This window comes from Streptomyces sp. ACA25 (assembly GCF_028200735.1).
Classification (GTDB): Bacteria; Actinomycetota; Actinomycetes; order Streptomycetales; family Streptomycetaceae; genus Streptomyces.
The window spans coordinates 17,215-43,114 of record NZ_JAQKPV010000016.1; the positions used below are offsets into that span (position 1 = coordinate 17,215).

Genomic DNA, 25,900 nt, shown 5'->3' on the forward strand with positions numbered 1-25,900 from the left:
GAGGGCAGGGAGCACCGGGCCGCCGGCGTTACCGGTGGCCGCCGATGCGGCGCAGCGTGGCGAGCACGTCGTCGAGCCAGGCCAGGGTCATTTCTTCGTAGGCGATGCCGCCGCGCAGGACTGCGTGCTGAAGCTCCTCGGCGGTACCGAGGGCTGCCGGGTCGGGGAAGTCCCGCTGTTCCCCGGCGCGGTAGCGGGCGAGCCGTCCGGCGTGCGCCTCGCGGTGCCGCTCGACCTCGTTGATGAGCGCGGACGGGTCGTCGAACGCGGCGCCGCGGATCTTCACCGCGAGGTCGTGCCGAACGCCTTCCAGCTCCACGGGTTCGGCAAGCCAGGCGGAGAGCGCGGCGCGGCCCGGACCGGTGACGGAGTGCACTTTCTTGCCCGGCCGGCCCTCCTGGGGGACCTCCGTCACCGCCGTCCAGCCGTCGCTCTCCATGCGTCCGAGGACGCGGTAGATCTGCTGGTGGGTGGCGGTCCAGAAATAGCCGATGGACCGGTCGAACCGGCGCGCCAGTTCGTATCCGGACCCCGGCTGTTCCAGGAGCGAGACGAGGATCGCGTGCTCGAGTGCCATGCGGGAATCCTCCTGTGCAACTCGTTGCATAGGCAAGAGGAGCCGCCGGGATGAGACATGGCTCACCCGGAGTGGCCGCTCCCCGGCCGGCGGGCCCGGGGCGACCGCGCCTGCACCGGGTCAGCCCGTAAGGTGATCCCATGGCGAAGTACTTTGATGTGCATCCGGAGAACCCGCAGCGACGGACCGTCGGCCAGCTGGTCGAGGTTCTCCGCACCGGAGGCCTCATCGCCTACCCGACGGACTCGTGCTACGCCCTTGGGTGCCGGCTGGGAAACAGCTCCGGGATCGACCGCATCCGCACGATCCGGAATCTCGACGAGAAGCACCACTTCACCCTCGTCTGCCGGGATTTCGCCCAGCTGGGCCAGTTCGTGCGCATGGACAATCAGGTGTTCCGCGCGGTGAAGGCGTCGACTCCCGGCAGCTACACCTTCATCCTCCCGGCGACGAAGGAGGCCCCGCGCAGGCTGCTGCACCCGAGGACGAAGACGGTGGGAGTCAGGATTCCCGACCATGTCGTCACGCAGGCGCTGCTCGCCGAGCTCGACGGGCCGCTGTTGTCCAGCACCCTGCTCCTCCCCGACCACGACGTGCCACTGACCCAGGGCTGGGAGATCAAGGAGCGGCTGGAGCACGAGGTGGACGCGGTCCTCGACTCCGGTGAGTGCGGAACCGATCCGACAACGGTGATCGACTTCTCCGGCGGAGACCCCGAGATTCTGCGCCGGGGAGCGGGTGACCCCGCCCCGTTCGAGTGACGGCCCGGCCCTGGCCGGGCCACGGGTCCCGCACAGGGCCGGGGCTGTGCCGGCGCCGGACTCTCAGCCGCCGGGTCCGAAGTGGATGCCGGTGACGTAACCGTCCTGGGTCCCGGTGGCCGCGGCCACGCAGCGGAAGGCGCGCAGGCCGTCCGCGTACTGACGCTCGGTGGGCGGCAGGACGTCCGCCTCCCAGCTGCCGGCGGAGATGTCCTGACCTTCCTGGTTACGGGATGCCGCCATGACCTGCGCCGAGCACAGTTCCAGCACGTCCGGGTGACGGCTGAGCTCCTTGTAGTCGTGGGTGTCACCGTCCTGCGGCAGCGGGGCGATGGCGAAGGTCTCCCACACGTGGCTCACCCGGCAGTCCGCCGCGGTGACGGAGACGATGCCACTGATGATGACCATGCCGCCCCAGCACTCGGGGGTCGTGACGCATGCACCGTCCACCCCCTGCACCGCCGCGGCAGGGCAGTCGTCCGTGGTGATGGGCACCCCCAGCCCTGGTGCGACCGGGGCTTCGCTGTCCTCCACCGGCGCTTCCTCCTCGACCGCCACCTCCTCGGGGAGGCCCGGCGTGGAGGGCGCGGCGGAAGTGCCGTCCCCCCAGGGCTGGAACTGGTTCACCAGCACGGTGACGCCGACGCCCACCGTCAGTGAGACCGCCGCGAGAACGGCGACCAGCCGGGTGCGGGGGCCGCGCCGGTCCCGTCGTTCCGGCGCCGCGGCGCCGGTGGTCCCCGGCCCTCCCCCACCCGGCCGCTGCGCGGGCGTCCCCGGAGGCCAGTCCCTCTCAGCGGGCGGCAGGACGGAGCCCGGGCCGTACGGGGACGGGGGAATGTCCCCGCGGGCCGGCGGGCCCACCGCGGGCACAGGTCCGAAACCGCCCGGCCCGGTGGCGGCCGGATCGACGGCGGCGAGTGCGTCCCGGAACACCCCGGCGTCGGACAGCCGATGGCCAGGGTCCGTCTCCAGCGCCTGCCTCAGGACCTCGTTCAGGGCACCCGGCACCGCGGCCAGTTCGGGTACGGGCCAGGTGTGCCGGACGATGAGTTCCGCCAGGCTGAGCTCACTGCCGTCCTCAGGGAAGCGCGGCGGGTAGCCGCACAACAGGGCGTACAGCGTGGCCGCGAGCGAGTACACGTCCCCGGCGGGCGTCGGCTCAGCCATGCGGAACGCCTCGGGCGGCGCGTACGCCGGCGTCAGCGCCTCCCTCGTGACGGACAGTTCCTGCCCCGGCCGGGGCATCGCAGCGAGACCGAAGTCCGCGAGGGCGACCCCGCCGTACCGGTTGAGCATGATGTTGCCGGGCTTGACGTCCCGGTGCAGTACCCCGGCGGTGTGCGCGGCGGCCAGTGCGTCGGCTATCCCCACCCCGATGTCCCGCACCTCCTTCACCGGCAGCGGGCCTTCCCGGCGCAGCCGGTCAGCCAGGGAGCCACCGGGGCACAGCTCCAGCACCATGTACGGACGGCCCCCCGCCCGCACCCCCGCGTCGTACACCGCCACCACGTGCGGGTGTCCGGACAGCTGCCCGGCCGCCGTGACCTCCCGCAGAAACCGTTGCTGATCCCGGGCCGTGGCCAGCACCCGGCTGTCCAGCTTGAGGGCGACCTCCCGCCCCACCGAGAGCTGGCGCGCCCGGTGGACCGTGGCGAAGCCGCCCTGGCCCAGCGTCTCCAGAATCTCGTAACCCGGCAGCTGTATACCGTCTTCATTGTGCATGCTGTGCTGCGTCCCCCGGTGCGGGCCCGGACCGGGTTCCCCGGCCGGGCATGGGCGACGACTGTAGCCCAAGTGCCGCACAGCGGCAGGCGTGGCTCACACCACCGCCCCTCCGACCGGACCCCTCTCGGTGGCCCGCACCCAGGCACCGGGGGACTTCCCCGCCGGGGGCCGGACTTTCCGTCAGATGCCCATCGAGGCGAGCTCGATGGGGGTGCGGTAGTAGGCCGCTGTGGAGACCACGCAGGCCCGGTAGCTCCGGTCGTCCTTGAGGACCAGGAAGTAGTCGCGCAAGGACTTCCAGTAGTTGACCAGGTAGCCGACGCCAGGAAGGAAGCCTGGCGGCCGGGGCACCAGGGAGTACGCCTCGGAGCACTGCAGGATACGGTCGGTCGCCTGCGACAGGACGTCCGCCACGGCCGGGTTCATGTTCCACCCCGCGGCCAGCTGCGGAGTCCAGATGGCGCCGGCCAGCTCCCGGAGCTGCTCCTGTTCCTCCGGAGTCAGAGCGGCCTGGAAGGCGGCGGCCTCCGCTGCGGGCCCGGTAGCGGCCTGGTGGGCCGGAGCCGCCTGCTGGGCCTGGGCCGTCCCTGACGCACCGACAGCCAGTACGGCCCCGGCGACCAGCATCGCCGTCGTCGTCCGCAAAAGGTGTTTCTCTGTGCTCATCTCATCCCTCTCCGGGTCGTCAGGTACCGGCACGATGATGCCTTCGGACGCTCACACAGCTGCCCGGGCCTGTCAACGGGGCCCTTTCGGCCGTCCATGAGCAGGCCCCGGCACCGAGATGCCTCGGCAGCAGCCTGGCGTCCGAGCGAGGGAGCCGATACGGTCCGGCACAGGCGCGGCACCGTGCAGAGTCCGACGGAACGCACCTTCAGCACACCGCAGTTCCGTCGCATCCGGCCCGATACGTCTGCTTGCGGCCGGCGAGGACCGAAGTGGTAACGCGCCTTATGCCCCAAGGATCCCCACTCCTGGAGTCGACATGTTAAGACGCCGCTGGACCGGCCCGCTGCTGCTCGGGCTCTCACTGACCCTGGTCGTTCCCCTTTCCGCGTCCGCCTCCCCACCCGCCGAAGCCTCTCCCGGCGCTGCTGCCGCGGACAGCGTCGGGCAGCGGGCGGACGAGGCCTCCGTACCGCTGGAGGACGTCACGGTGGCCACCGAGCAGGTGGCCTTCGGGCTGCGGCGCCCCACCGCTGTGGAAGCCCCCGACGACGGGACGAACCGGCTGTTCATCACGGAGAAGCTGGGGACTGTCCGCGTGTACCACCCGGACACCGGCCTCGAAGCGGAACCGCTCTTCGACATCTCCGATGCGGTGGACCCCTCGGGCAACGAACGCGGTCTGCTGGGCATCGCCCTGGCACCCGACTTCACCGAGAGCCAGGAACTGTACCTGGCGTACACGGCGCTGCCGGACGGTGCGGTGACCCTGGCCCGCTACCGGCTCGACCGGGGTGAGCTCGAGGAGCTGCTGTCCCAGGAACACGCCGAGTACAACAACCACAACGGTGGCCAGCTCGCGTTCGGGCCCGACGACCATCTGTACTGGAGCATCGGCGACGGCGGCGGGTCCGGTGACCCCTTCGACGCCGGGCAGCGGCTGGACACTCTGCTGGGCAAGATCCTGCGTCTCGACGTGAGCGGAAGCTGCGGTGAGCTCGCCTACTGCGTCCCCGAGGACAACCCGTTCGTCGGCGTCGAGGGCGCCCGCGAGGAGATCTGGCTGTACGGGCTGCGCAACCCGTGGCGGTTCTCCTTCGACAGCGCGGACGGCTCGCAGTGGATCGCCGATGTCGGCCAGGGCCGCTGGGAGGAGGTCAACCACCTGGCTCCCGGGGAAGGCGGGCACAACCTCGGCTGGTCCTGCTACGAAGGGCTGGAGGTGTTCGACGAGGACCGGTGCCTTCCCGGAGAGGTCTACACCGACCCGGTCTTCACCTACCCCCTGACCGGGGGCAATTGCGCGGTCATCGGCGGACACGTCTACCGGGAGGAGGAGTTCGCCGACCTGATGGGCGGCACCTATGTGGCCGTCGACTACTGCTCCTACCGGACCTGGGGGCTCCGCGAGGACGGTGCGGGCGGCTACCACGCGGCCGAGATCGGCGAGATGCCCACGCAGGTGACGGCGTTCGGCATCACCTCGGAGGGCGACTGGTATGTCGTCAACGACCTTCCGGGCGGCCTGCACCGGGTGACCTTCGAAGGACCTGAGGAGGAGGAGCCCAGCACCTGCCGGGTCGACTGGAACGCACACACCTGGGCCACCGGGCTGACCGCCGAGATCACAATCACCAACACCGGCACCGAGCCGGTCAGCGGCTGGTCGCTGGGCTTCGCACTCGGCGCGGACCACACGCTCGTCTCGGGCTGGAACGCCGCCTTCTCCCACTCCGACGGCGTCGTCACCGCGACGAACGCCCCGCACAACGAGACAATCGCACCCCAAGGGAGCGTCAGTATCGGTTTCCTGGCGTCGCACTCCGGTGACACGTCCCCGCCGGGCCGGTTCTCGCTGAACGGTGCTGCCTGCGCCACCGCGGACTGACACCCACCGCCGGTGACGGCCCCCGGTCCCTTTCCGCCCCGCAGCGGAAAGAGACCGGGGGCCGCGGCCGGTCGTTCCCGGACTCCCGGGGCGTCCGGCAACGTCCGGCCGGTGACGACTACGCTCCGGGGCAGGACGCCGGGCTGCCGCCGCCGGCGCCCGCGGCCCGGTCACGTCCGGCGGCAGGAGCGCGCTTCTCATGACCACCCCTGCCCCTTCCCTGCGCCTGTACGGCGATCTCGCCCGCTGGTGGCCCCTGATCTCGCCGGTCGAGGTGTACGAGGAGGACGCCGCTGTCGCAGGCTCGTTGTTCGCCCGTGCCGGGCGGCCCGTGCGGCAGGTGCTGGAGCTGGGAAGCGGAGGCGGGCACACGGCTTTCCACCTGCGGTCCCGGTACGAGATGACACTTGTCGACCTGTCGGAGGAGATGCTCGCCCTTTCCCGCAGGCTCAACCCCGGTACCGAACACCGTACGGGTGACATGCGCGATCTCCGGCTCGGGCACGCCTTCGACGCGGTCCTGGTGCACGACGCGATCGCCTACATGACGACGCCGCAGGATCTGGCCGCCACATTCCGCACCGCCTACGAGCACTGCCGCCCCGGCGGCGTCGCCGTCTTCTTCCCCGACCACCTCGCCGAGACGTTCCAGCCCTCCACCGAATGCGGCGGCAGCGACGCCGAGGACGGCAGTGGAGCACGCTACCTGGCGTGGAGCCTGCCTACGGCACCGGGAGCGACGACAGTGCGGACCGAGTACACGTTCACGCTGCGGGAGGCCGGAGGCCGCATCCGCACCGCTCACGAGACACATCTGACCGGGTTGTTCACCGCAGCCGCTTGGCAGCGGCAACTGACCGGGACCGGCTTCCGGGTCTCCTCGCTGCGCGTGCACGGCGAGCACGGGCGCACGCTCTTCGTCGGCCATCGCCCGACGGACTGAACCTTCTGTCACCGACCCGCGTGCGCCGGTCAGCCCGGCGTGAGCGGAATCCCGGATCCGCCACCCAGGAACGGGGGAAGCGTGCTCAGAACTGCCGACACCACCATGACAAGCAGCACCACCAAGGTGAAGATCAGCAACGCGCGCGGCACACCCTCCGGCAGGCCGCCGCGGCGGCGGCTGAGCCTCGGGAGGTGCCGGGTGAGGCGGCGCTTCCAGTACAACAGGCGGTAGTAGTGCTTCTGCACGGCTCTCACCTCCCCCTGCGTTCCGGCGCTCTGCCGCCCCGTCATTCCATGGTGGCACAAGCGCAAGGCAGAAGCCGTGACACCCGACGGTGCGGACGACCGGGGCGTCGCGCACCGGCAGCGGCAGCGCCGGGACAGCAAGGGTTGACGGTGTCCGGTCCCTGTTCTACGTTCCCTGGATATACCGCACGCCGTTCGTCATCCCGAACGCGACCGGTCCCCCACCGAAGCGCCGGCCCCCACACCCATGGCGCTTCCCTTCGCTCCCCTCGGGCACCGCCCATCCGGCAGCGCACGAGGCCGCACCGCCGTGGCTTCCCATCCGCCATCCTGACCACGGGGCAAGGATCCGTTGACATGAATCGTTACAGACAACTTCAGGACCACGCCCCGTGGAGTGCGACGCACCGTCCGATGTCGCCGCCCCATCCTGCCCTCCGGGGCGCTCCGGCCCCCTGCCCGACCGGTCCTGACCGCCCTACCACCCCGAGGAGAGACCAACGTGACGGAACGATCCGAGGACTCCCACTCCGCTCCGCCCTCCCGCCGATGGCTGCTGCGCGCCGCAGTGGCGACGGGCGCCGTCGCGGCCACGTCCGTCGTCGGTGCCGGCCCTCTGACACGGGCAGCCGCCGACGTCGGAGCCGCCGCGTATCCCCTGCCCGGCCATGTCACCGGCGACATCAGGCTGCACGACCCGTCGTTCGTCAAGCGGCCTTCCGGCGGATACCTCGTCGCGCACACCGCGCACGGCATCGGACTGAAGACGTCCACCGACCGCACCGCATTCCGCAACGCCGGGACTGTTTTCCCCGGGGGCGCACCCTGGACCACGCCGTACACCGGTGGCGACCGCAATCTGTGGGCGCCTCACATTTCGTACCACGGCGGCAGGTACTTCCTGTACTACTCCGCCTCCACCTTCGGCTCGAACCGGTCGGCCATTTTCCTGGCCACCAGCCCCAGCGGTGATTCCGGTACCTGGACCGATCAGGGCCTGGTGATCGAGTCGCGGGAGTCCGACAACTTCAATGCCATCGACCCCGACGTGGTGGTCGACGACCAGGGCCGTTGGTGGATGTCGTTCGGCTCCTTCTGGTCGGGCATCAAGCTGATCCAGCTCGACCCGGCCACCGGAAAGCGGACCGGCTCCGCCTTCCACGCCCTCGCCGGGCGGGGCGGCGGCCCTGTCGAGGCTCCCACCCTCTTCCGGCACGGCGCCCACTACTACCTGTTCGCCTCCTTCGACCTGTGCTGCCGCGGCGCGGACAGCACCTACCGCATCGTGGTCGGGCGCTCCACCCAGGTCACCGGCCCCTACCTCGACCGCGACGGCCGGGCGATGATGTCGGGCGGCGGCACAGAAATACTGGCAGGCCACGGCAGCATCCACGGCCCCGGCCACCAGGACGTTTTCGCCGATACCGACAGCGACATCCTCGCCTACCACTACTACACCCCCAACGGCACGGCTCAGCTGGGCATCAACTGGCTCGGCTGGGACACCGCCGGCTGGCCCTACGTCCACTGACGGACACCACCGCTCCGGCCGGAGCAGTCGGGCGAAGGCAGAAGGGAGCGCTCCCTTGACAGGGTCACGGGGCGCGGATATATCCGTCACGAGCAAGGGGAGCGCTCCCTCGATGCGGTGCCCTCCGGCACCGCATCCGCACCATGTGCACGTCTCCGAGAGCCGACAGAGGGAGTACACACCGTGCAGCTCATGTCCCGGCCGGCGGCCCGCGCGGCCGCCGTTCTGCTCGCCGCCGTCGCGGCGGCCACGACCGTCCCCCCGGCAGCCGGCGCGGCACCGGGTACCGGAGATCGGTCGTCAGCACAGGAGTACGAGGCATGGCACCGAGCCGACTGCCTCGTCAGCCACACCCGCGGTGTCGCGGAGTGGATCCCCGACACCTGGATCGGCAGAAAGGAGGTGGAACTGACCGGCGTCCTGGTGGAGGAGCGGAAGGCCCGGGACTGCGCCCGGCAGACCATCGCCGAGTTCCGGGCGTACGCGCACAACGGCCGCCTGCTGGTGGACCGTCACGTGGAGTACCTCGACCCCGCTGACGGTGACTCCCAGCGCTACCACTTCAGCCTCCGCAACCCGGGCACCGACCGGATCGACGTCATCGACCTGGTGGAGGTCCGGGTCTGCATCAGCGGTTCCCTGGCGCCGGCCTACTCCTGCGGGGAGTCGGTGACCGTGCCGCCGCCCGGCCTGAGCCCGCACCTCCCGACCGGTCCGGCGCTTCCCCACTCCGCCGCCGTCGGCTGAACCTCCCTGCCCCCGCCCCGACCGCGAGCGGGGGCAGGGCCGGCCGGCCCACCCGTGCGGAGCCGCTCCTCCCCCCGCCGGCGGCGGATTGCGGCCGAGAGCTCACCCGTGCCGGTCGCTGGTGGCATGATCGGGGACGAGCGTGCACGACACGCCGGTGACGAACAGGGGGCACGGGTGGAGCTGGCGAGGCGGGTCCGAGAGCTCGGGTCGGCAGCGAGAGTGACCGCCGGTGTTCCCGGCGGCTGGGCTCGGGAGGCCGTCGACGCACTGCCCGCGCCGTCCGCCCCGGCAACGGAGCCCTGGAAGGCGTCTCTCGGTGAACTCATCGCCGCGCAGCCCAGAGTGCCGGCGGTCATGGCACGGACCCTGACCATGCTGGACGGGCTCGGGTCCGTGCAGTTCGGCCCCGAAGGTCTTGGGTTCGACGGTGAGGAGATCCCGTGGGAGAAGGTCCGCGGGGTCCGGATGCACGACGGTGCCGACCTCCTGACCAGCCTCGCGGTGGAGTACGAGTTCGAGCGCATGGGACAGGTGCTGCCGCCCGTCCCCGGACGCGCATGGGTGCTGCGTAAGGCGGGCAGCGCACTCACCGCGCTGATCCGCCTGGTGCGCACACGGATGACGGACCGGCCCGCCGACCGTCACGACATCATTTGGGAGATCACCTACACCGGTCGTTTCGGCCGTGAGAAGACCCTGAACGCCTGTCTCTACACCACCGTGTTCCTGATGCTGAGGCCGGATGTCGCGGCCGCGCTGCTGGCCACCGCCCACGCCCACGGCATCCCTGTTGCCGAGGTCGAACGCCGCTCCGTCGAGGATGCGGACCAGCCGGAGCCGGCTGAGCGGTCCGCCCAGCTGGACGAGCTGTGCCGGCAGAGCGAGCAGGCAGCGGCCGCTCTGAGCGGCGACGGCGTGCGCCCGGAGTCGTGCGGCGCCGAGCCCTCCCCCGGCGAGGGCTTCTCCGAGAACCCGGCGGCGGAAAGAACCCACGGGTGAAAGGGCGCGGCTGACCCCTCGCGCCCACGCTGCGGACATGATCGGCTGCGTCCGGCCCTCCACGGAGCCGTACTCGCCGTGGACGGCGGGACGCACTGCCGCAACCGCTCGAGAGCCGCTGCCCGGGGCGCCGAGGCCCGACGGGGGCGGCAGCCCGGACCGCGGGTTGCCATCAGTCCTGCCGGCTCCGGCCGTGACGAAGCGACGGAAGCCGCGTATTCGTCTAAATTGGCATGGTCACACATATGTCCCTTATCGGGGTTGCACGGCAGTTCCTGCCTCCGCCGGACGCGGTGAACGGCACTTCCCCCAACCGGCTCCATGCCCATCCGCCCGGCCCTCCGTGGCCACCGACTTACTCGAGGAGCAGCCATGGCCAGAGACGACAGCGTGCCGACAGCCGCCGGTGTCACCCCGGCCCGCCTCTCCGGTCTCCGCGCGTGGAACCTGGGTCTGACGCTGCTGCACGTGCTCCAGGCGGTGGCGATCGTCTTTCTCGCGGGGGACTTCTCCATCACCGTCACGTCGTCCGTGCCGGAGGGACCGCCAGGAACGACCGCCCCTGCCCCCGAAGGACTGTTCGATGTACCGATCGGCTGGGCTGTTGCCGTATTCCTGGCGCTGGCGGCGCTCGATCACCTGCTGACCGCGACCGTGTTCCGCGGCACCTATGAGCGGGACCTGCGGCGCGGGATCAACCGCTTCCGGTGGGCCGAGTACTCCGTGAGCGCCACTCTGATGATCATCCTCATCAGTTTCTATTCGGGGATCACCAGCGTCAACGCCGTCATTCTCATCGCCGGCGCCAACATCGCGATGATTCTGTTCGGGTGGATCGAGGAACTGATGAATCCGCCCGGGCGCACGCGCACCACGATGCTGCCCTTCTGGTTCGGGACGATCGTCGGTATCACCCCGTGGCTGTCGATCGCCTTCAACATCGTGGCATCCGACAACGTCCCCGGCTTCGTGTACGGAATCGTCCTCGCGCAGGCGGTGTTCTTCTTCAGTTTCGGGGTCAACCAGTGGCTCCAGTACCGCGGGGTCGGGAAGTGGACGGATTACGCGTACGGCGAGAAGGCTTATCTGGTGCTCAGTCTCGTCGCGAAGTCCGTGCTCGCCTGGCAGATCTTCGGCGGGTCCTTGTCGGGCTGACCATCAGCAACGCGGCCCGGGGGAACGGGTTCCGCGACCGGGATCCGGCAACCCGACGGCTGACGGCCCCGCACCGGCCGCCGGAGGCAGGACGCTCCGGCGTCATGTCGGACCCGGCCCACCGGTGCCTCCGGCCTCGTGAGCGGGCCGGTCCTTGGTGTCGACGAAGTACGCCCCCACGGTGGCGGCGAGGGCGGCGAACACTGCCACCGAGTACAGAGCGAGGAGCACCTCGACGACCTTGGCGTACGCGTCCTCCTGTTCCAGCGGCACACCGCTGATGGCGGCCAGGGCGGCGGCGTGGAGCGCTTCGGCATAGGTCTGGTAGACCCCGAAGCCGTAGAGCAGCTCGGAACCGGCCAGGATCACGAGGGCGGACACCAGGGCGACCCAGGTGACCCGGTTGCCCAGCACCCGCGAGGCGGAACGTGAGGACCGCACCGTGGAGGAGAGCACCCGGCCGCTGCGCAGCAGGCGGAAGGAACGCACCAGGCGGAGTGCCCGCAGGAAGGGCAGCAGCAGGAAAACGATCTGCCACCAGTTCCGGCGCAGGAACCTGCCGCGGTGCGGAGCGACGGCCAGCCGTACGGCGAACTCCCCGATGAACGCGCCCCACAGCAGCCAGCCGAGCAGCGCCAGGAGCATGGCGGCGGTGCTGCCCGCGCGGGCCATTCGTTCCCCGATGACCACGAGCAGGAACAACAGACCCAGCGCGCTCATCACCGGGGTCATCCGGTCGAGCAATTCGTCGGCGAAACTCTCACGCTCCGCCGGTGACTGGGACAGCAGGGATCGCAGTCTGTTCATGTGACGCATGATCGGCCCCTTCCCGTCCGCCTTCGCACGAGGACGCGCCGACAGGGCCGCACGGCCCTGCCGGAGCCGCACCCACGGGCCCCCGCCCCCACAGTGGTGCCCGAGATCCCCGGTGAGGCGGATCCGTTGTCAACGCGCGTAGCACATCAAGGACTTGGGAATGACAGGTGCACAACAGTCCTGCTCCCGAAAGGCCTCGCATGCCCGTCACCGTTTCCGCCCCGTGGATACCCCGCGTGCTGCTCACCGGTGCGCTCACCGCTGCCTTCCTCGCTCCCCTGCCTCAGGCCACCGCTGACGGGTACTACGACGCGGCGTACGGCAAGTCGGGAGAAGAACTGCGCGAAGCGCTCCACACGCTCGTCAGTGACAGCTCGATGCTCACCTACTCACAGGTCTGGGACGCCCTCAGGACGACCGACGAGGACCCGGCCGACGCGAGCAGCGTCATCCTGCTGTACACGGGCCTGTCCCGGGACAAGAACGAGAACGGCGGCAACGTCGGCGACTGGAACCGGGAGCACGTCTGGCCCACGTCCCACGGAGGCTTCGGCACCCGGCAGGGGCCTGGCACGGACCTCCATCACCTGCGCCCCGCGGACGTTTAGGTGAACAGCGACCGCGGCAACAAGGACTTCGACGCGGGCGGCGCCGAGGCCGCCCGCGCCCCTGGCAACTACACCACCGCCGATTCCTGGGAGCCGCGCGACGAGGTCAAGGGGGACGTGGCACGCATGGTCTTCTACATGGCCGTGCGCTACGAGGGCAACGACGGCTTCGCCGACCTTGAGATCAACGACATCGCGGGGAACGGCAGTGTGCCCCTGATGGGCAGGCTCTCGGTCCTGAAGGAGTGGCACGAGCAGGACCCGCCGGACGCTTTCGAGCAGCGCCGCAACGACCTCATTCACGACCTCTACCAGAACAACCGGAACCCGTTCATCGACCACCCCGAGTGGGTCGCTGACATATGGAAGTGACCGATTCCACTCATGCGGCGACAACCGGGGCCGCGGGCATGGGGGCCGAGCAGGCGGGGAGGTGAGACGTCATGGGGTTGTCGGCCCGGGAAACCGCTCTGTAACGTGGCGTTGTTGGGCTGCGGTTGAGGCCTGGGAGCAGCTTTGACGACCTCGTGGCCCGGCGCACTTCCCATCACCCGGCGTGCACCGGCCGGCACATGAATCCATGCTGTCCGGCATGGGGGGCTATTCGCGCCGACTGCGCGCCTTCCTACGGAGGTCCCCCACATGCGCTTCCATCGCCATCGGTCCCCGGTGTGGGCAGCCGCGGCTTTCGCAGCCGTCGCCTGCCTGGGTGCCGCCACCCTCAGCCCGCAGGCAGGCGCCGTCGGCAACCCCGTGGCTGCCTCGCAGGTCGCCTCGGCCGAGGAGGACGACGGCACCGACTGTCCGGAGCCCGGACCCGGGACCTTGCCCGCCAGCCCTCTGCTTCCCGATCCCTTCATGAAAATGGACGGCACACGCATCTCCGACACGTCCGAGTGGCGGTGCCGGCGAGCAGAGATCAAGAAGCTGGCGGAAAGGCACGTCTACGGCGAGAAACCGGGAAAGCCGGACACTGTCACGGGGACGGTCTCGACGTCCCGCATCTCCGTGAGCGTGACGGACGGAGGCCGAAGCGCCGGCTTTTCCGCATCGGTGGATCTCCCGAGCGGCCCAGGTCCGTTCCCGGCCGTCGTCGTTCTGGGAGGGTTCGGAGCGGACACGTCCACCATCAAGGCCTCCGGCGCTGCCGTCATCAGCTACGACCCCTTCGAAGTCGGGAGGGAGGGCACACCGCGCAACAACAAGCAAGGCGCGTTCTACAGCATCTACGGCTCTTCGAGTGACACAGGGCTGCTGATGGCCTGGGCCTGGGGTGTGAGCCGGATCATCGACGTTCTCGAGCAGGCGGACGGAAGCATCCTGCGAGCGGAGGCGACCGGCGTCACGGGGTGTTCGCGGTACGGCAAGGGGGCCTTCGTCAGCGGCGCGTTCGACCAGCGCATCGCACTGACCATGCCGATCGAGTCGGGATCCGCCGGTGCCCCCGTCTTCCGCGGTGTTGCCGGTGAGAACGGTGCCCAGCCGCTGAGCAGCGCCTACGGTGAGCAGCCCTGGCTGGGCGACGCCTTCGGCTCCTTCACGAGCAATCCGGCCGCCCTGCCCGTGGACACGCACGAGATCGTGGGCATGGTGGCGCCGCGCGGACTGTTCCTCATGGAGAACCCCCATGTCGACTGGCTGGGAGCCCGGTCCGGCAGCGTGGCGGCGCTGGGCGGAGCAGAGGTCTACAAGGCGCTCGGGGCCGGGGACAACATTTCCTACTGGTCCGACATCCAGGACGGTACGCACTGTGCGGCCAGGTCCGAATGGAGGACCCCCTTGCAGCAGCACATCCGGAAGTACCTGCTGGAGACGGGCGACGATCCCGGGGTGTTCAGGATTTCGAGCAGTAAGTCGGGGAATCTCGCGCAGTGGAGGGACTGGCGGACCCCAGCCCTCACCGACACCGAGGGCGATACCGGCGGGAACACCGGCGGCGGCACGGGGGGCGACACCGGCGGTTCCGATGACGGCTGCACCGCCAGCTACCGCAACAACAACAGCTGGTCCGGCGGCTTCCAGGGCGAGGTGTCGGTGCGCAACAACGGCACCCGCGCACTGAACGGCTGGACCGTCGGGATGACTCTGGCCCCTGGCCAGTCGTTCAGCAACGTCTGGGACGGCCAGAACACCGGAAGCAGCGGATCGATCACGGTGCGCAACGCATCCTGGAACGGCACTGTCTCGCCCGGCGCCACCGTCAGCTTCGGCTTCGTCGTCACCGGCAGCTCCTCGGCCGAGCCCGGCAACCTCACCTGCACCACTTCCTGATCCCTCCGGGGTCACGCACCGCGCGACCCCGGGCCCGCCCCGGCACCGCACACCCAACCGCCGGGGCGGGCCTTCGGGTCCGTCCTCCTTCGCCGGCGTGCCCGGTGAGCCGCCCGGGCACCGCGGAACGGTCGGGTGGACCAGGGGTGCGGTACGGGGTTTCCCCGATGCTGGGCCGCAGACGTCCTGACACCGTGAGGTCACACCGCGCCAACGCGGTGGCTTCCGGCGATCAGGGGTGTGCATGAGCGAGTTCCCGCTGCGGGACCTGGCCCAGTCGGTGCTGAGCGAGACGGACGCCGATGCCTGGGAGATACAGGAAGACGACGTCTGGTGCCGGGTCACCCCACCCGACCCGGTGGAACGTCTCCAGGGCTGGAAGCTGCACGTCTCCGCGACCCGCCTGTCCGCGCCGGAGGTCCTGCACCGGGCCGCCGGGGTGCTGATCACGGGCGGCTGCGGCTTCAAGTTCGCCCGCACCCTCACGCTGGTCGAGGAGATGACCTCGGCGCGCTACGACCGTGCCCAGTGCGGAAAGTTCCTCACCGCTTACCCACGGGACGACGGACATCTGCGGACGCTGGCCGAAGCGCTCGACACCGCCACCACCGGGCTCCCGGGCCCGGCCATTCTGTCCGACCGCCCGTACCGACCGGGCAGCCTGGTGCACTACCGCTACGGCGCCTTCCGGGGAGTTCCCGTCCTCACCGACGACGGAGCCTTCGAGGTCAGGCTGCAGGCCCCGGACGGCACGGCGGTCCCCGATGCGCGCCTCCCCTGGTTCAGCCCGCCGACGTGGGCGCAACCGCCCTTCCCGCAGGAGGCGAAGCGCCCGGGCGGTGCCGGCTCCCCGTCCTCCGTACTGCTGGCCGACCGGTTCGCTGTCCGCGGGGCCATTCGCCACTCGGCGCGCGGCGGTGTGTACCGGGCCCTCGACCAGCGCACCGGCAAAGAAGTGATCATCAAGCAGGCCCGCGCACATGTGACCGTCGGGATGCCGGGCGAAGATGCCCACAGCGCTCTGCTGCGGGAAGAAGCCGCTCTCGTCAAGCTTTCGGGGATCTGTCCCGAGCCGGTGGCCCGCTTCGAGCAGAGCGACCACGTCTTCCTCGTGCAGGAACTGATACCGGGGCTGCCGCTCAACCGCTGGGTGCAGGAACGGTACGACGACCCGGAAGGCACCGGCGGACTGAACGCCTCCCGGGTGGTGTCACTGGCCGGGAAGCTCACCGCCCTCCTGGCGGAGGTGCACGAGCGCGGGTTCGTCTGCCAGGACTTCTCACCCGGCAACATCATGATCACCCCCGACGAGGAACTGCGTTTGATCGACCCGGAGTTCGCCCGGGAGCCGGGCGTCCCGACGCGCCGGGCCCACACCCCGGGGTACGCGGCACCGGAACAGACGGAACACCGATTCGGTCCCGCCCTGGACGGAAGCGTCGACCGCTTCTCGCTCGGGGCCGTGATCTTTCACCTCGCCACAGGTTCGGCACCACTCCTCGCACCGGACCTTCCGGAGCGGCGTACCGTGCTGGAACGGCTGGAGCCTCTCTGGCCCCAGTTGCGGGCGGACTGCCCGGCCGTATCGGCGGTGGAGCCCGCCGTGCGTGGTCTTCTGTGCGAGAACCCTGAGGAGCGCTGGACGTTCGCCAGACTGCGAGAGTATCTGGCAACCGTCTCCTCCGCTGCCGCCCCGGTGCCGGCCGTCGGCCCGCACCGGCCGGCACAGCTGGAGGCCCCGCTGCGGCAACGGCTGGTGGACGACGGGCTCAGCTTCCTCCGCGAAACCATGGCGGATCCTGCCCGCGACCCGGAACGGCTCTGGCCCAGCGGAGACTTCGGCGACCGCACCGACCCCTGTAGCGTGCAGCACGGAGCGGCAGGTGTGCTGAGCACCCTGGCACGCGCTGCCGGGCTGCTGCAACGTGACGAACTGACCGAGCTGACAGCCTCCGTGGCGTCCTGGATCGATGCCCGCCGCACCCGCATCCCGCGGCTGCTCCCCGGCCTGTACTTCGGCCGCTCCGGAACCGCCTGGGCTCTCCACGATGCGGCTCGGGCGCTGGATGACGACGAACTGGCCGAGCATGCCCTCGATCTCGCCCGGTCCGTTCCCCTGCGCTGGCCCAACCAGGACATCTGCCACGGCACGGCCGGCGCAGGAATGACGCAGCTGCATTTCTGGCAGGCCACCGGCCGGCCCGAGTTCCTCGACCGGGTGACCGAGTGCGCCGACGCGCTGGTGCAGGCCGCTGAGCACCATGCGGACCGTGTCATCTGGCCAGTGCCCCAGGACATGGACTCCGAACTCGCCGGTTTGCGCCATCTCGGCTTCGCCCATGGGGTGGCCGGGGTCGGCACCTTTCTCCTCGGAGCGGCCCGCTGCACGGGACAGCGGACCTACCGGCAGCTGGCCTGCGCGGCCGGTGACACCCTGGCGGCGGAGGCGGAGCAAGGCCCCTGGGGTGCCCGTTGGCGGGACGACATCGGCGACAAACGCGGCAGCGGTATGGGTTACCACTGGTGCAGCGGATCGTCCGGAGTCGGGACCTTCCTGCTCCGGCTGTGGCAGAACACCGGTGACGAAGGTTACCTCCGGCTCGCCGAGGAGGCCGGTGCCGCGGTGCGGTGGTCACAGCGGCAGGCGTCCAGCAGCGCCTGCCACGGCCTGGCGGGCAATGGCCAGTACCTGCTGGACCTCGCCGACGCGGTGCCCTCGGGCCCGTACCGGGACTGGGCCGGAGAGCTCGCCCTGACACTGAGCTCCCGGCATGCCGACCGCGACGGCCTGCTGCTCCTTCCCGACGAGACGGGGGTCGGCTTCCGTGCCGACCACCAGACCGGGATGAGCGGCTCCCTGGACTTCCTCCTGCGGTTCGCGCACGGCGGCCCCCGGCCCTGGATGGCGGATGCGCCGACGGGCACCGGTCCCACCGGAACGGCCCGGCTCCAGGAGGAAGGGGCATAGCTCCGCTCCCGTCACCCGGCGGGTCCGGACCTGTGCGCCTGCGGACACGCTCCAGCGTGATCGCGACAGCAACACCCATCACACCGACTGATGAAGGAGAAAGCCATGGACGCTCTCGACGCCCTCCAGCAGCTGCAGGCCGAGGAGAACATCGAGGCCCCCTGCGGTCGCACCTGCTCCTGGACCTGCTCGTGGACCAGCATCTTCACCAGGTGACCGGGCACGTAGGGGCTGTCCGCCGGGCTGCGGCGGCTCCTTCGTGATGCGGTGAGTCCGGTGGCTGCCCGTCCCGCGGGCAGCCACCGGTACCTCGGAAGGGAACGGACCGGAAAGCGGCCCCCGGACTTGACACGGACCGCAGGAAGCACCGGCACCACCGCGAACGGTTGACCGCGGCGGACCGCGCCGGTGCGACACCCGACCGATGCGGAGGAGGACATCAGTGAACGGCGCACCCTCACCCACCGTGTCCGGCCCTTCGCTGCTGCTCGGCAGCGCCCGCCGGACCCGCGGCCGGCTCACCGCACTGGTGAGCGTGATGGTGCTGCGCACCGGCACGGGTCTCACCGTGCCCGCACTGCTGGCGTTGTCGGTGGACGCGGTGCTGAGCGGCTCGGGAACAGCCGTCCCCGCTCTGGGCTGGGGCGCGGTGGTCCTCGTCGGCGCACTTCTCGACACGGTAATCGGCCCGCTCTCCGCCTCGGCCTCCGCACGCTCCACCCACTGGCTGCGGCTCCGCAGCGCCCGGCACTTCCTGGGGCTCGGGGCCGAGCCACCGCTGCCGGCGGGAGAAGGCGTCACCCACCTCACCCAGGCCGCCCCCCAGGCCGGTTCACTCCCCGCGGCCCTCGCGAGCTGGGGGGTGGCAGTCGGCGGCGGCCTGGTCGCCTTCACCGCCGTGTGGGTCATCGACTGGCGCACCGGACTCGTTCTCACCCTGGCCGTTCCGGTGACTCTCGTCGTGGCGAAGGTTTTCGTCGGCAGGGCCATCGTCACGCACGACGCCTACCTGGCCGCTCAGGCAAGCATCGCGACCCGGCTGTTGACCGCCCTGGCCGGCGCACGCACGATCAGGGCCTCCGGCACCCTCCACTCCGAGACCGCACGGGTACTGGCGCCGCTGCCCGACGTGGCTGCGGCGGGCCGCCGCATGTGGCGGCTGCAGAAGGGCATGGTGTGGCAGCTGGGGCTGCTGACCGCCCTCACCGAGGCTGCGGCGCTGGCGGCCGCCGGCGTCGGCGTCGCCCACGGCCGGATCTCACCCGGCGAGCTGCTCGCCATCGTCGGCTATCTCGGGCTCGCCTTCCAGGGTCTGTATCAGATCGAAGGGCTGTACGGCCTGGCGGAAGCCCGCTCGGCTGCCAACCGGATCGCCGGGGCCCTCTCCCGTCCTGCGGTCCGGTACGGTCCGGTCAGCGGTACGGACGGGCCGGGCACCCTGACTCTGCGCGACGTGACCGTGCGCAAGGGTGGCGGCGTCGTCCTCGACCGGCTCCGTCTCGATGTCGTCGCCGGGAGCTCCGTCGCTCTGGTGGGCCGCACGGGGGTGGGCAAGACCCTGCTGGCGAGGCTCCCCGGCCGGCTCACCGACCCGGACGAGGGCGAAGTGCTGCTGGACGGTGTCCCGGTGCGCGAGCTGACCCGCCAGGATCTGAGGTCCGCGGTCACCTACGCGTTCGAACGTCCCGAGCTCATCGGCGCCACCGTGCGCGACGTCATCTCCTACGGCCGGCCGGAACTGACCGCGGAGGCCGTGACCCGGGCCGCACGCGCCGCGGGAGCTGACGGCTTCATCCGCCGGCTGCCGGACGGGTACGAGACCCCCTTGACGCATGCTCCGATGTCCGGAGGTGAGCGGCAACGCCTGGGTCTGGCGCGGACGCTGGCCCGCGAAGCCCGGGTCTACGTACTGGACGACGCGACCTCCGGGCTGGACACGGTCACCGAGGCGGAGGTCAGCGAGGCCGTCACCACGGCCCTGACCGGCCGCACCCGGCTGGTGATCGCCCACCGGGCGGCCACCGCTGCTCGGTGCGACCGGGTGGCGTGGCTGGCGGACGGCAGGATCCGGGCTCTGGCGCCCCACGCCGAGCTGTGGCACGACCCCGAGTACCGGGCGGTGTTCAGCGTGCCCGGACGTCAGGGCGAGGGTCCCACCACGGTGGACGAGGAGGCGGAATGCCCGACGGTGTCATGAGCGGGATACCCGCTGCTCCCGCGCGGCAACTGCTGCGGGAAGGCTTGGTCGGCAGCTGTCGTCCCTTTCTGCGGCTGGCGGGCTGGTCGGCCGTCGAAGCCGCGCCCGCGCTGGCGGCGGGAGTGGTGGTGGCGCTCGCGCTGGACCGCGGCTTCCTGGCGGGGGACCCGGCCTCCGGACTGGCCTGGCTGACTGTCCTGGCCATGCTGTACGTGGTGCGCGCACTCGCCCAGCGAGCGATCTTCGACCCGCTGTCGCAGATCGTCGAGCCCTTGCGGGACGCCCTGGTGCGGCGGGTGGTGCGCGGCACGCTCCATCACGCGGTGCTTCGTACCCGGCCCGTCGACGCCACCGGCGTCTCCCGGCTCAGTGTCCAGTCCGACACCGTGCGCGGCATCGTGGCGGCGCTGTTGCGTACCGCACGTCCGCTGGCGGTCACCTTGCTCGCCACCAGCGCGGGACTGGCGGCCATCGACCCGCTGCTGGCCGCGATCGTGGTGCCGCCGCTGATCCTCTCCGTGGCGCTCTTCCTGCTGGCGATGCGTTCGCTGATCCGCCGGCGGGTGCTTCATGTGCTGGCGGAGGAGGGGGTTGCCGCCACCACCGGCTCGGTGCTCACCGCGGGTCTGGACATCACAGCGGTAGGGGCCGAACAGCAGGCGCACTCCGAGGTGGAGCGGGCCGCGGAGTGCTCGCTGCGGGCCACCGTCGCCGTTGCCTGGGCGGAGTCCCTGCGCATCCCCATCGTTCTGCTCGGCGGATACCTGCCGGTCCTGGCCATCCTGCTGGCCTCGCCGTCCCTGGTGGGCAACGGCTCGGTTTCCCCCGGAGCCGTGGTGGGCGCGGTTCTCTACGTGACTTCCTACCTGATTCCGGCGCTTCAAATGATGACGGGCACCGTCGCGGGCTACTGGAGCCAGCTGCGGGTGCTGCTCGGTCGCATGGCCGCGGCCACCTCGGTGCCCGAGCCGCCCTCCGGTGAAAGAAGCACCGGGCGTACCGACGGGCACCGGCTGACGGTCCGCGACCTCACCTTCCGTTACGGCCCCCATGCGGACCCGGTCCTGCGCGGGCTCACGGTCACCGTCCCGGAAGGGGATCATCTGGCCGTGGTGGGGCCGAGCGGAGTGGGAAAGTCCACGCTGGCCGGGCTCTTGGCCGGGGTCGAGCTGCCCACCGGGGGGGAAGTGCTGCTCGGTGACCGGCCGGTACCCGAGCCGGTGGAGGGTCAGCGCCGCACGGTTGCCCTGGTACCGCAGGAAGCGTACGTTTTCCCCGGGAGCCTGCGCGAGAACCTGAGCTATCTGGCACCCGGCCTCGGCGACAGCCGACTGGACGAGGCCGTGCGGGCGGTAGGGCTGGGCGCTGTGGTGCACAGACTCGGTGGGTACGACACGGAGCTGGCCGATCCGGCGAACACGCTCTCCAGCGGTGAGCGCCAGCTCATCGTACTGGCCCGGGTGTACGCCTCCGACGCTGAAGTCGTCATCCTGGACGAAGCGACCTGCCACCTCGACATGGCTACCGAGGCGGTGGTGGAAGCCGCTTTCGCCGCCCGCCCGGGGACATTGCTCGTGATCGCTCACCGGCTGACCAGCGCCGCGCGAGCCCGGAGAGTCCTGCTGCTGGACGGTGCGCGGCCCGTCCTGGGCAGCCACGCCGAGCTGCTCGCCACCAGCCCGGCCTACGCCGGTCTGGTGGGGCACTGGTCCGGTGTTCCGCACACCTCTCACGGGAGACCGCCGACCACGGGGGACCTGACCGGGTGACCGGCTCAGGAAGCCAGGACGTCGGAGGCGACGAACCTCACGGCCAGAGCAGCCCGGGACCGCACCCCGGCTTTGCGGAACACCCGGGTCAGGTGGGTCTCGACGGTTTTGACCGAGACGAACAGGGCGGCGGCGATGTCCCGGTTGGCGAGGCCGAGACACACCAGGCGGACGATCTCCCACTCCCGCTCGGAGAAGGCGGTTCCGGAGGGCACACGTCCACGCGGGCGGCGTGCTCCGAGGCGGCGCTGCAGGTCCACGACCTGCTGATGGGTCCAGCGGGCACGAGGGCTGCCCGGCCGTTGTTTCACCCGGCCCAGCTCGTCACGGGCGTCCCCTTCCCGGTCCTGGACGAGCAGCCGTCGGGCCAGCAGTAACCGGGCGCCGCACTCCGGCAGCCACCCTCCTCCCTCGGCGTACCGCTCCGCCACCGCACGCAGCGACGTCACGGAGGCGGTGTCCGGCTGACCGAGCTCCCGCACGTACGGGGCAAGGCCTGGCCGATGAGCCGCAGCGCCGAGCACCGCCCGCCAGGCCTGCTCACCGCTGGTGCCGCTGCCGGTGCGGTCGTGTGCCGCGGGGGACATGAGAGGGAAGGCCCACCAGGCCGAGGGGAGCAGGCCCGGGGCGGGTGAGGCCCCGAGCAGGTGCTGCGCGTCCACCGGCCGCCGCTGGACCAGCCGGACGAGAGCCAGCGCGCAGAGAGCCCTCTCGTGCAGCGCGCTTCCGGGATGGGCGGCGGCGGCCACACCTTCCACCGGCCCGTCGGCAGCCTCCGGGCCGTCACGCCAGCCGGCGGCGCAGGCCTCCAGCAGCTGAGCGTCGCCGGCCAGGTCGGGGCGGTCGAGGACGAATGCTGCTGCCGCGGCACGGTGCGCGGCGTCGTGGGCCGCGTCCAGCCGGCCGAGGACGAGTTGCTGATGGCCGTGGGCAACCAGCAGGTGTGGCAGCGCGGCTGTCCTTCCGGTCTTCTGCGCGGCGCGGACGCCACGGGCCAGCAGCCGCTCCGCTTCGCACCAGTGCTCCGGAAGATCCCACGCACGCGCCAGGCGGAGCAGGGCCGGGAGACGCTCTGCGAGCTCTGCGTCACTCATCCTGTCGAGCAGTTCCCGAGCCTGCGCGGTACCGTCCCGCAACGCCGCCGGGTCCGGTGCGGTCACGCCCACCAGGGCGAGGGTGGCAGCTGCGTCGAGCCGGAACGCGGGGCCGGCGGCGGCCGGACCGGAGAGGGACCGGCTCTCCAGCAGACGCCGTACCTCGGGCCGTTCCCCCCGAGCGGCGGCGAAAGCAGCCAGGTGCAGCCGGGCGGTGCCGTCCAGCACGGCCCCCGGAAGGGTCCGTGACTCCGCCGTCAGGAGAGCCCGGGCCTCATGGTCGTGGCCGCAGGCGGTTTCCAGCCCTGCGTGCAGATCGACCACGGCCGCCCAGTCCTCCGGCAGGTCGGTGACCAGCAGCCTTCTCAGCTCCGGGAGCAGCTCCCGGCACAGATGGTCCTGGCCGGTCCGCTCGGCCGCACGGTAGAGACGGGTGAGCAAGGGCCGGAGGACAGTGGACTCCTCCGCACACGGAGCGATCCGACGGGCTGCGCCCAGCCAGCGGGCGGCCTGGCCGGGCGCAGTGGTCAGTACACGGTCCGCCGCGGAGCAGAGGTCACGGGCCGCGGCACGGTCGCCGGGTGCGGCCGAACGCACGAGGTGCGGTGCCCGGCAGACCGGGTCGGCCCCGGCTGCGCCCAGGACCTCGGCAGCCCGGGCATGCGCTCCGATACGCCAGCCGGGGGGAGACTGAGCATGGATCTGAGCCCGCAGCAGGGGGTGCCGGAAGCGGAATTCCGGGCCGGTGGAACCGGCTCGGAAGATGTCGCGCGTGCACAGTTCGTCGAGGGCTGCGAGGACCGCGGTGAGGTCGTGGCCTGCGACGGCGGCGGCCATGGCCGGGTCGAAGGGGTCGCCGAGCACGGCGGCGGCGCGGGCGAGCACACGGAGGTCCGCCGGCAGGGCCGCCAGTTCGCTCCGCGGCCCCGGAGCCGCCCCGGCGGGTGACGCGCCCCGGAGAAGTCCGGTGGCGGCCAGTTCTCGCAGATCGGGATCGGGAAGAGCGATGAGCAGTCCGAGCCAGCCGGGCACCCCCTCGCTGAGTCGGTACAGGAGGTCCCGCCGGGGGCGGGGTGTTCCCGGAGGCAGCAGCGCCTCCACGGCGGGCGCGCCCAGCGGGCCGAGGTCGATCCGGTGGACGCGCCATGCGGGATGGACGCGGGCGAGCACGCGGGCCCGGGAGTCCTGCAGCTGACGCGGCCGCAGCGCGCAGCAAATCAGGGCCGGGGCGGCAGGACGGCTCCCCAGCAGGTGGTGCAGCTGTTCCCAGGTGGAGTCCGCGGCGAGGTGCAGATCATCCAGACAGCTGACGACGCGCGGGCGGGCGTCGGCCGTGCCGTGCGCGACGGTGAAACCCTTGTCCCGGGCCTGGACGGCCAATTGCTCCAGCAGGCGGGTCTTGCCGAGTCCCGGGTCCCCGGTGATGTGCAGGAGCACGGGCGACCCGGCGGCACGGGCGGCAGTCATCTCCTCCAGGGCAGCGGAGGTCCGCGGGTCCGGCGGCACCGTCCGGCTCAGGTGCACTTTCTCCATGCATGCCTCCAAAGCCGCCACCTGCGCGAACAGGTGTGGGAGTTTCCGATCATGCTGTGCGGGTGAGCGACACAGGACGATGGCAGGGGCGCGAAAGACATGTCAACGGCGTGAAGGAAGTGTGCAGGTCCATGCACGGATGGCATCGGAGGGGCCACGGAGAGTCGTGCCCGTCCCGGGGCCGGAGCCGGGAACTCGGAGGTTCCCGGGGCCGGCCCGCCGTTCAGTCCGACGGTGGTGGGGGCCGGTGGCCACGTTGTGGAGGTCGGCGGCTGCCCTGGCGCCACTCGAAGTAGGCGAACGCCAGGAGGGTCACGGCGATCAGCGGCAGCACGAACCAGGCCATGACAGCGGTGTACCCGTCCAGCGCCTCGTGCTCGGTCGCCGCCAGCACGACGAACGAGGTGTAGGCGAGGTAGAGGACGAGAAAGAGTCCGCCCTCCCAGCGGGCGATCGCGAAACCGGTGAAGGCGATGGGGAGCAGCGCCACCGCTGCGGCCAGCATGAGCGGGATGTCGAGCGCCACTGCCGCGTCGGGCACCGGGATGCCGTCGGCGGAGAGCAGCGCAGGCAGGCCGAGGACCAGGCCGATGTTGGCGATGTTGCTGCCGACGACGTTACCCACGGCGAGGTCCCGTTCGCCGCGGCGCACCGCGATGACGGAGACCGCGAGTTCGGGCAGGGAGGTGCCGATGGCCACCACGGTGAGGCCGACGACCAGACTGCTCACGCCGAAGGCCACGGCCACGTTGACCGCCCCGTCGACGAGCAGCCGGGCCCCGGCGATCAGCAGAGCGACGCCGAGCACGACGAAGAACAGAGACCTGAGGACCGAGGGCGCGGGAGGCTTGGTGTCGGCCTCGGCAGGGTCCGGTGTCCGGGCTCCCTGCACCGGGGCGCTCGTCCTGGCCTCTGCTGATTCTCGGCGGCTGACCAGGACAGTGATCACCAGGTAGGCGAGGAGAGCCCCGAGCAGGATGACGCCGTCCCCGGTGCCGACTCCGCCGTCGAGGGACATCACCAGCAGCATGAGGGAGAGTGCGACCATGATCGGCAGGTCGAGGCGGACCAGGCGTCGCTTGACGGCCAAGGGGATGACCAGCGCCGAGATGCCCAGGATGAGCAGCACGTTGGCGATGTTGCTGCCGACGACGTTGCCGACCGCCAGTTCGGGCTCGTCACGCAACACCGCACCCACGGTCACGGCGAGTTCGGGCGCTGAGGTCGCGAGGGAGACCACGGTGAGGCCCACGACGAGCGGTGAGATGCCGACGCGCTCGGCCAGGCTGGACGCGCCGCGGACGAGTACCTCGCCACCGAGGGTCAGCAGCAGGAGACCGGCGATGATGCGTCCCGCATCGAGAAGATCCACCGGAGGATTCTAAGCGGGAGGGCGGG

At 71.0% G+C, this 25,900-nt stretch carries 18 protein-coding genes and 1 pseudogene; 12 read left to right on the plus strand and 7 right to left on the minus strand.

Annotation, left to right across the window (positions count from 1 at the left end; genetic code table 11):
- Positions 1-28: 28 nt before the first annotated feature.
- Entirely contained in the window at positions 29-577 is a 549-nt protein-coding gene (locus PJ985_RS20830; RefSeq protein ID WP_271685410.1) for a PadR family transcriptional regulator, read from the minus strand.
- A gap of 140 nt (positions 578-717) precedes the next feature.
- Between PJ985_RS20830 and PJ985_RS20835 the strand changes: the two genes are divergently transcribed.
- A complete protein-coding gene (locus PJ985_RS20835; protein WP_271685411.1) occupies positions 718-1,338 on the plus strand; it encodes an L-threonylcarbamoyladenylate synthase in 621 nt (206 codons plus the stop codon).
- 63 nt (positions 1,339-1,401) lie between these two features.
- Here the strand turns inward: PJ985_RS20835 and PJ985_RS20840 are convergent, their stop codons facing one another.
- Together PJ985_RS20840 and PJ985_RS20845 are read right to left on the minus strand one after the other, a co-directional pair.
- The gene (locus tag PJ985_RS20840; RefSeq protein ID WP_271685412.1) at positions 1,402-3,063 is read right to left on the minus strand and encodes a serine/threonine-protein kinase; all 1,662 of its coding nucleotides are present in this window, start codon (positions 3,061-3,063) and stop codon (positions 1,402-1,404) included.
- 183 nt (positions 3,064-3,246) lie between these two features.
- Positions 3,247-3,732 carry a hypothetical protein gene (locus PJ985_RS20845; protein WP_271685413.1) on the minus strand — a complete coding sequence of 162 codons (486 nt, stop codon included), beginning with the start codon at positions 3,730-3,732 and terminating at the stop codon, positions 3,247-3,249.
- Between the two features lie 319 nt (positions 3,733-4,051).
- On the opposite strand from PJ985_RS20845, the gene PJ985_RS20850 reads away from it, so the two are divergent.
- Together PJ985_RS20850 and PJ985_RS20855 are read left to right on the plus strand one after the other, a co-directional pair.
- Positions 4,052-5,620, plus strand: a complete 1,569-nt coding sequence (locus PJ985_RS20850) for a PQQ-dependent sugar dehydrogenase (RefSeq protein ID WP_271685414.1) — start codon at positions 4,052-4,054, stop codon at positions 5,618-5,620.
- 199 nt (positions 5,621-5,819) lie between these two features.
- Positions 5,820-6,563, plus strand: a complete 744-nt coding sequence (locus tag PJ985_RS20855; protein ID WP_271685415.1) for a class I SAM-dependent methyltransferase — start codon at positions 5,820-5,822, stop codon at positions 6,561-6,563.
- A gap of 29 nt (positions 6,564-6,592) precedes the next feature.
- Here the strand turns inward: PJ985_RS20855 and PJ985_RS20860 are convergent, their stop codons facing one another.
- Positions 6,593-6,811: a hypothetical protein gene (locus PJ985_RS20860; protein ID WP_271685416.1), complete on the minus strand. Its 219-nt coding sequence runs from the start codon at positions 6,809-6,811 to the stop codon at positions 6,593-6,595.
- 502 nt (positions 6,812-7,313) lie between these two features.
- Between PJ985_RS20860 and PJ985_RS20865 the strand changes: the two genes are divergently transcribed.
- The 4 genes from PJ985_RS20865 to heR all read left to right on the plus strand — a co-directional run bounded on the left by PJ985_RS20865 (position 7,314) and on the right by heR (position 11,246).
- Positions 7,314-8,342: an arabinan endo-1,5-alpha-L-arabinosidase gene (locus tag PJ985_RS20865; protein WP_271685417.1), complete on the plus strand. Its 1,029-nt coding sequence runs from the start codon at positions 7,314-7,316 to the stop codon at positions 8,340-8,342.
- Positions 8,343-8,525: 183 nt separating this feature from the next.
- Positions 8,526-9,089, plus strand: a complete 564-nt coding sequence (locus PJ985_RS20870; protein ID WP_271685418.1) for a hypothetical protein — start codon at positions 8,526-8,528, stop codon at positions 9,087-9,089.
- A 357-nt stretch (positions 9,090-9,446) separates the two neighbouring features.
- Positions 9,447-10,091: a hypothetical protein gene (locus PJ985_RS20875; RefSeq protein WP_271685419.1), complete on the plus strand. Its 645-nt coding sequence runs from the start codon at positions 9,447-9,449 to the stop codon at positions 10,089-10,091.
- Positions 10,092-10,463: 372 nt separating this feature from the next.
- Positions 10,464-11,246, plus strand: a complete 783-nt coding sequence (gene heR, locus PJ985_RS20880; protein WP_271685420.1) for a heliorhodopsin HeR — start codon at positions 10,464-10,466, stop codon at positions 11,244-11,246.
- 102 nt (positions 11,247-11,348) lie between these two features.
- Here heR and PJ985_RS20885 read toward each other — a convergent pair whose 3' ends face one another.
- Positions 11,349-12,053, minus strand: coding sequence for a hypothetical protein (locus PJ985_RS20885; protein ID WP_271685421.1), 705 nt, complete (start codon positions 12,051-12,053; stop codon positions 11,349-11,351).
- Positions 12,054-12,262: 209 nt separating this feature from the next.
- Between PJ985_RS20885 and PJ985_RS20890 the strand changes: the two are divergent.
- From PJ985_RS20890 to PJ985_RS20910, 5 genes and pseudogenes are all read left to right on the plus strand, one after another.
- Positions 12,263-13,042 (plus strand): annotated as a pseudogene (locus PJ985_RS20890) (endonuclease I family protein).
- 270 nt (positions 13,043-13,312) lie between these two features.
- Positions 13,313-14,941, plus strand: a complete 1,629-nt coding sequence (locus PJ985_RS20895; protein WP_271685422.1) for a glucuronyl esterase domain-containing protein — start codon at positions 13,313-13,315, stop codon at positions 14,939-14,941.
- A 244-nt stretch (positions 14,942-15,185) separates the two neighbouring features.
- Positions 15,186-17,909, plus strand: a complete 2,724-nt coding sequence (lanL, locus tag PJ985_RS20900) for a class IV lanthionine synthetase LanL (protein WP_271685423.1) — start codon at positions 15,186-15,188, stop codon at positions 17,907-17,909.
- Positions 17,910-18,351: 442 nt separating this feature from the next.
- Positions 18,352-20,106, plus strand: coding sequence for an ABC transporter ATP-binding protein (locus PJ985_RS20905; protein ID WP_271685424.1), 1,755 nt, complete (start codon positions 18,352-18,354; stop codon positions 20,104-20,106).
- Entirely contained in the window at positions 20,088-21,875 is a 1,788-nt protein-coding gene (locus PJ985_RS20910; protein ID WP_271685425.1) for an ABC transporter ATP-binding protein, read from the plus strand. The genes PJ985_RS20905 and PJ985_RS20910 overlap by 19 nt, the downstream gene beginning before the upstream one ends.
- A gap of 5 nt (positions 21,876-21,880) precedes the next feature.
- Here the strand turns inward: PJ985_RS20910 and PJ985_RS20915 are convergent, their stop codons facing one another.
- Positions 21,881-24,502, minus strand: a complete 2,622-nt coding sequence (locus PJ985_RS20915) for a helix-turn-helix transcriptional regulator (protein ID WP_271685426.1) — start codon at positions 24,500-24,502, stop codon at positions 21,881-21,883.
- 223 nt (positions 24,503-24,725) lie between these two features.
- Positions 24,726-25,874, minus strand: a complete 1,149-nt coding sequence (locus PJ985_RS20920; protein ID WP_271685427.1) for a calcium/sodium antiporter — start codon at positions 25,872-25,874, stop codon at positions 24,726-24,728.
- Positions 25,875-25,900: the final 26 nt, after the last annotated feature.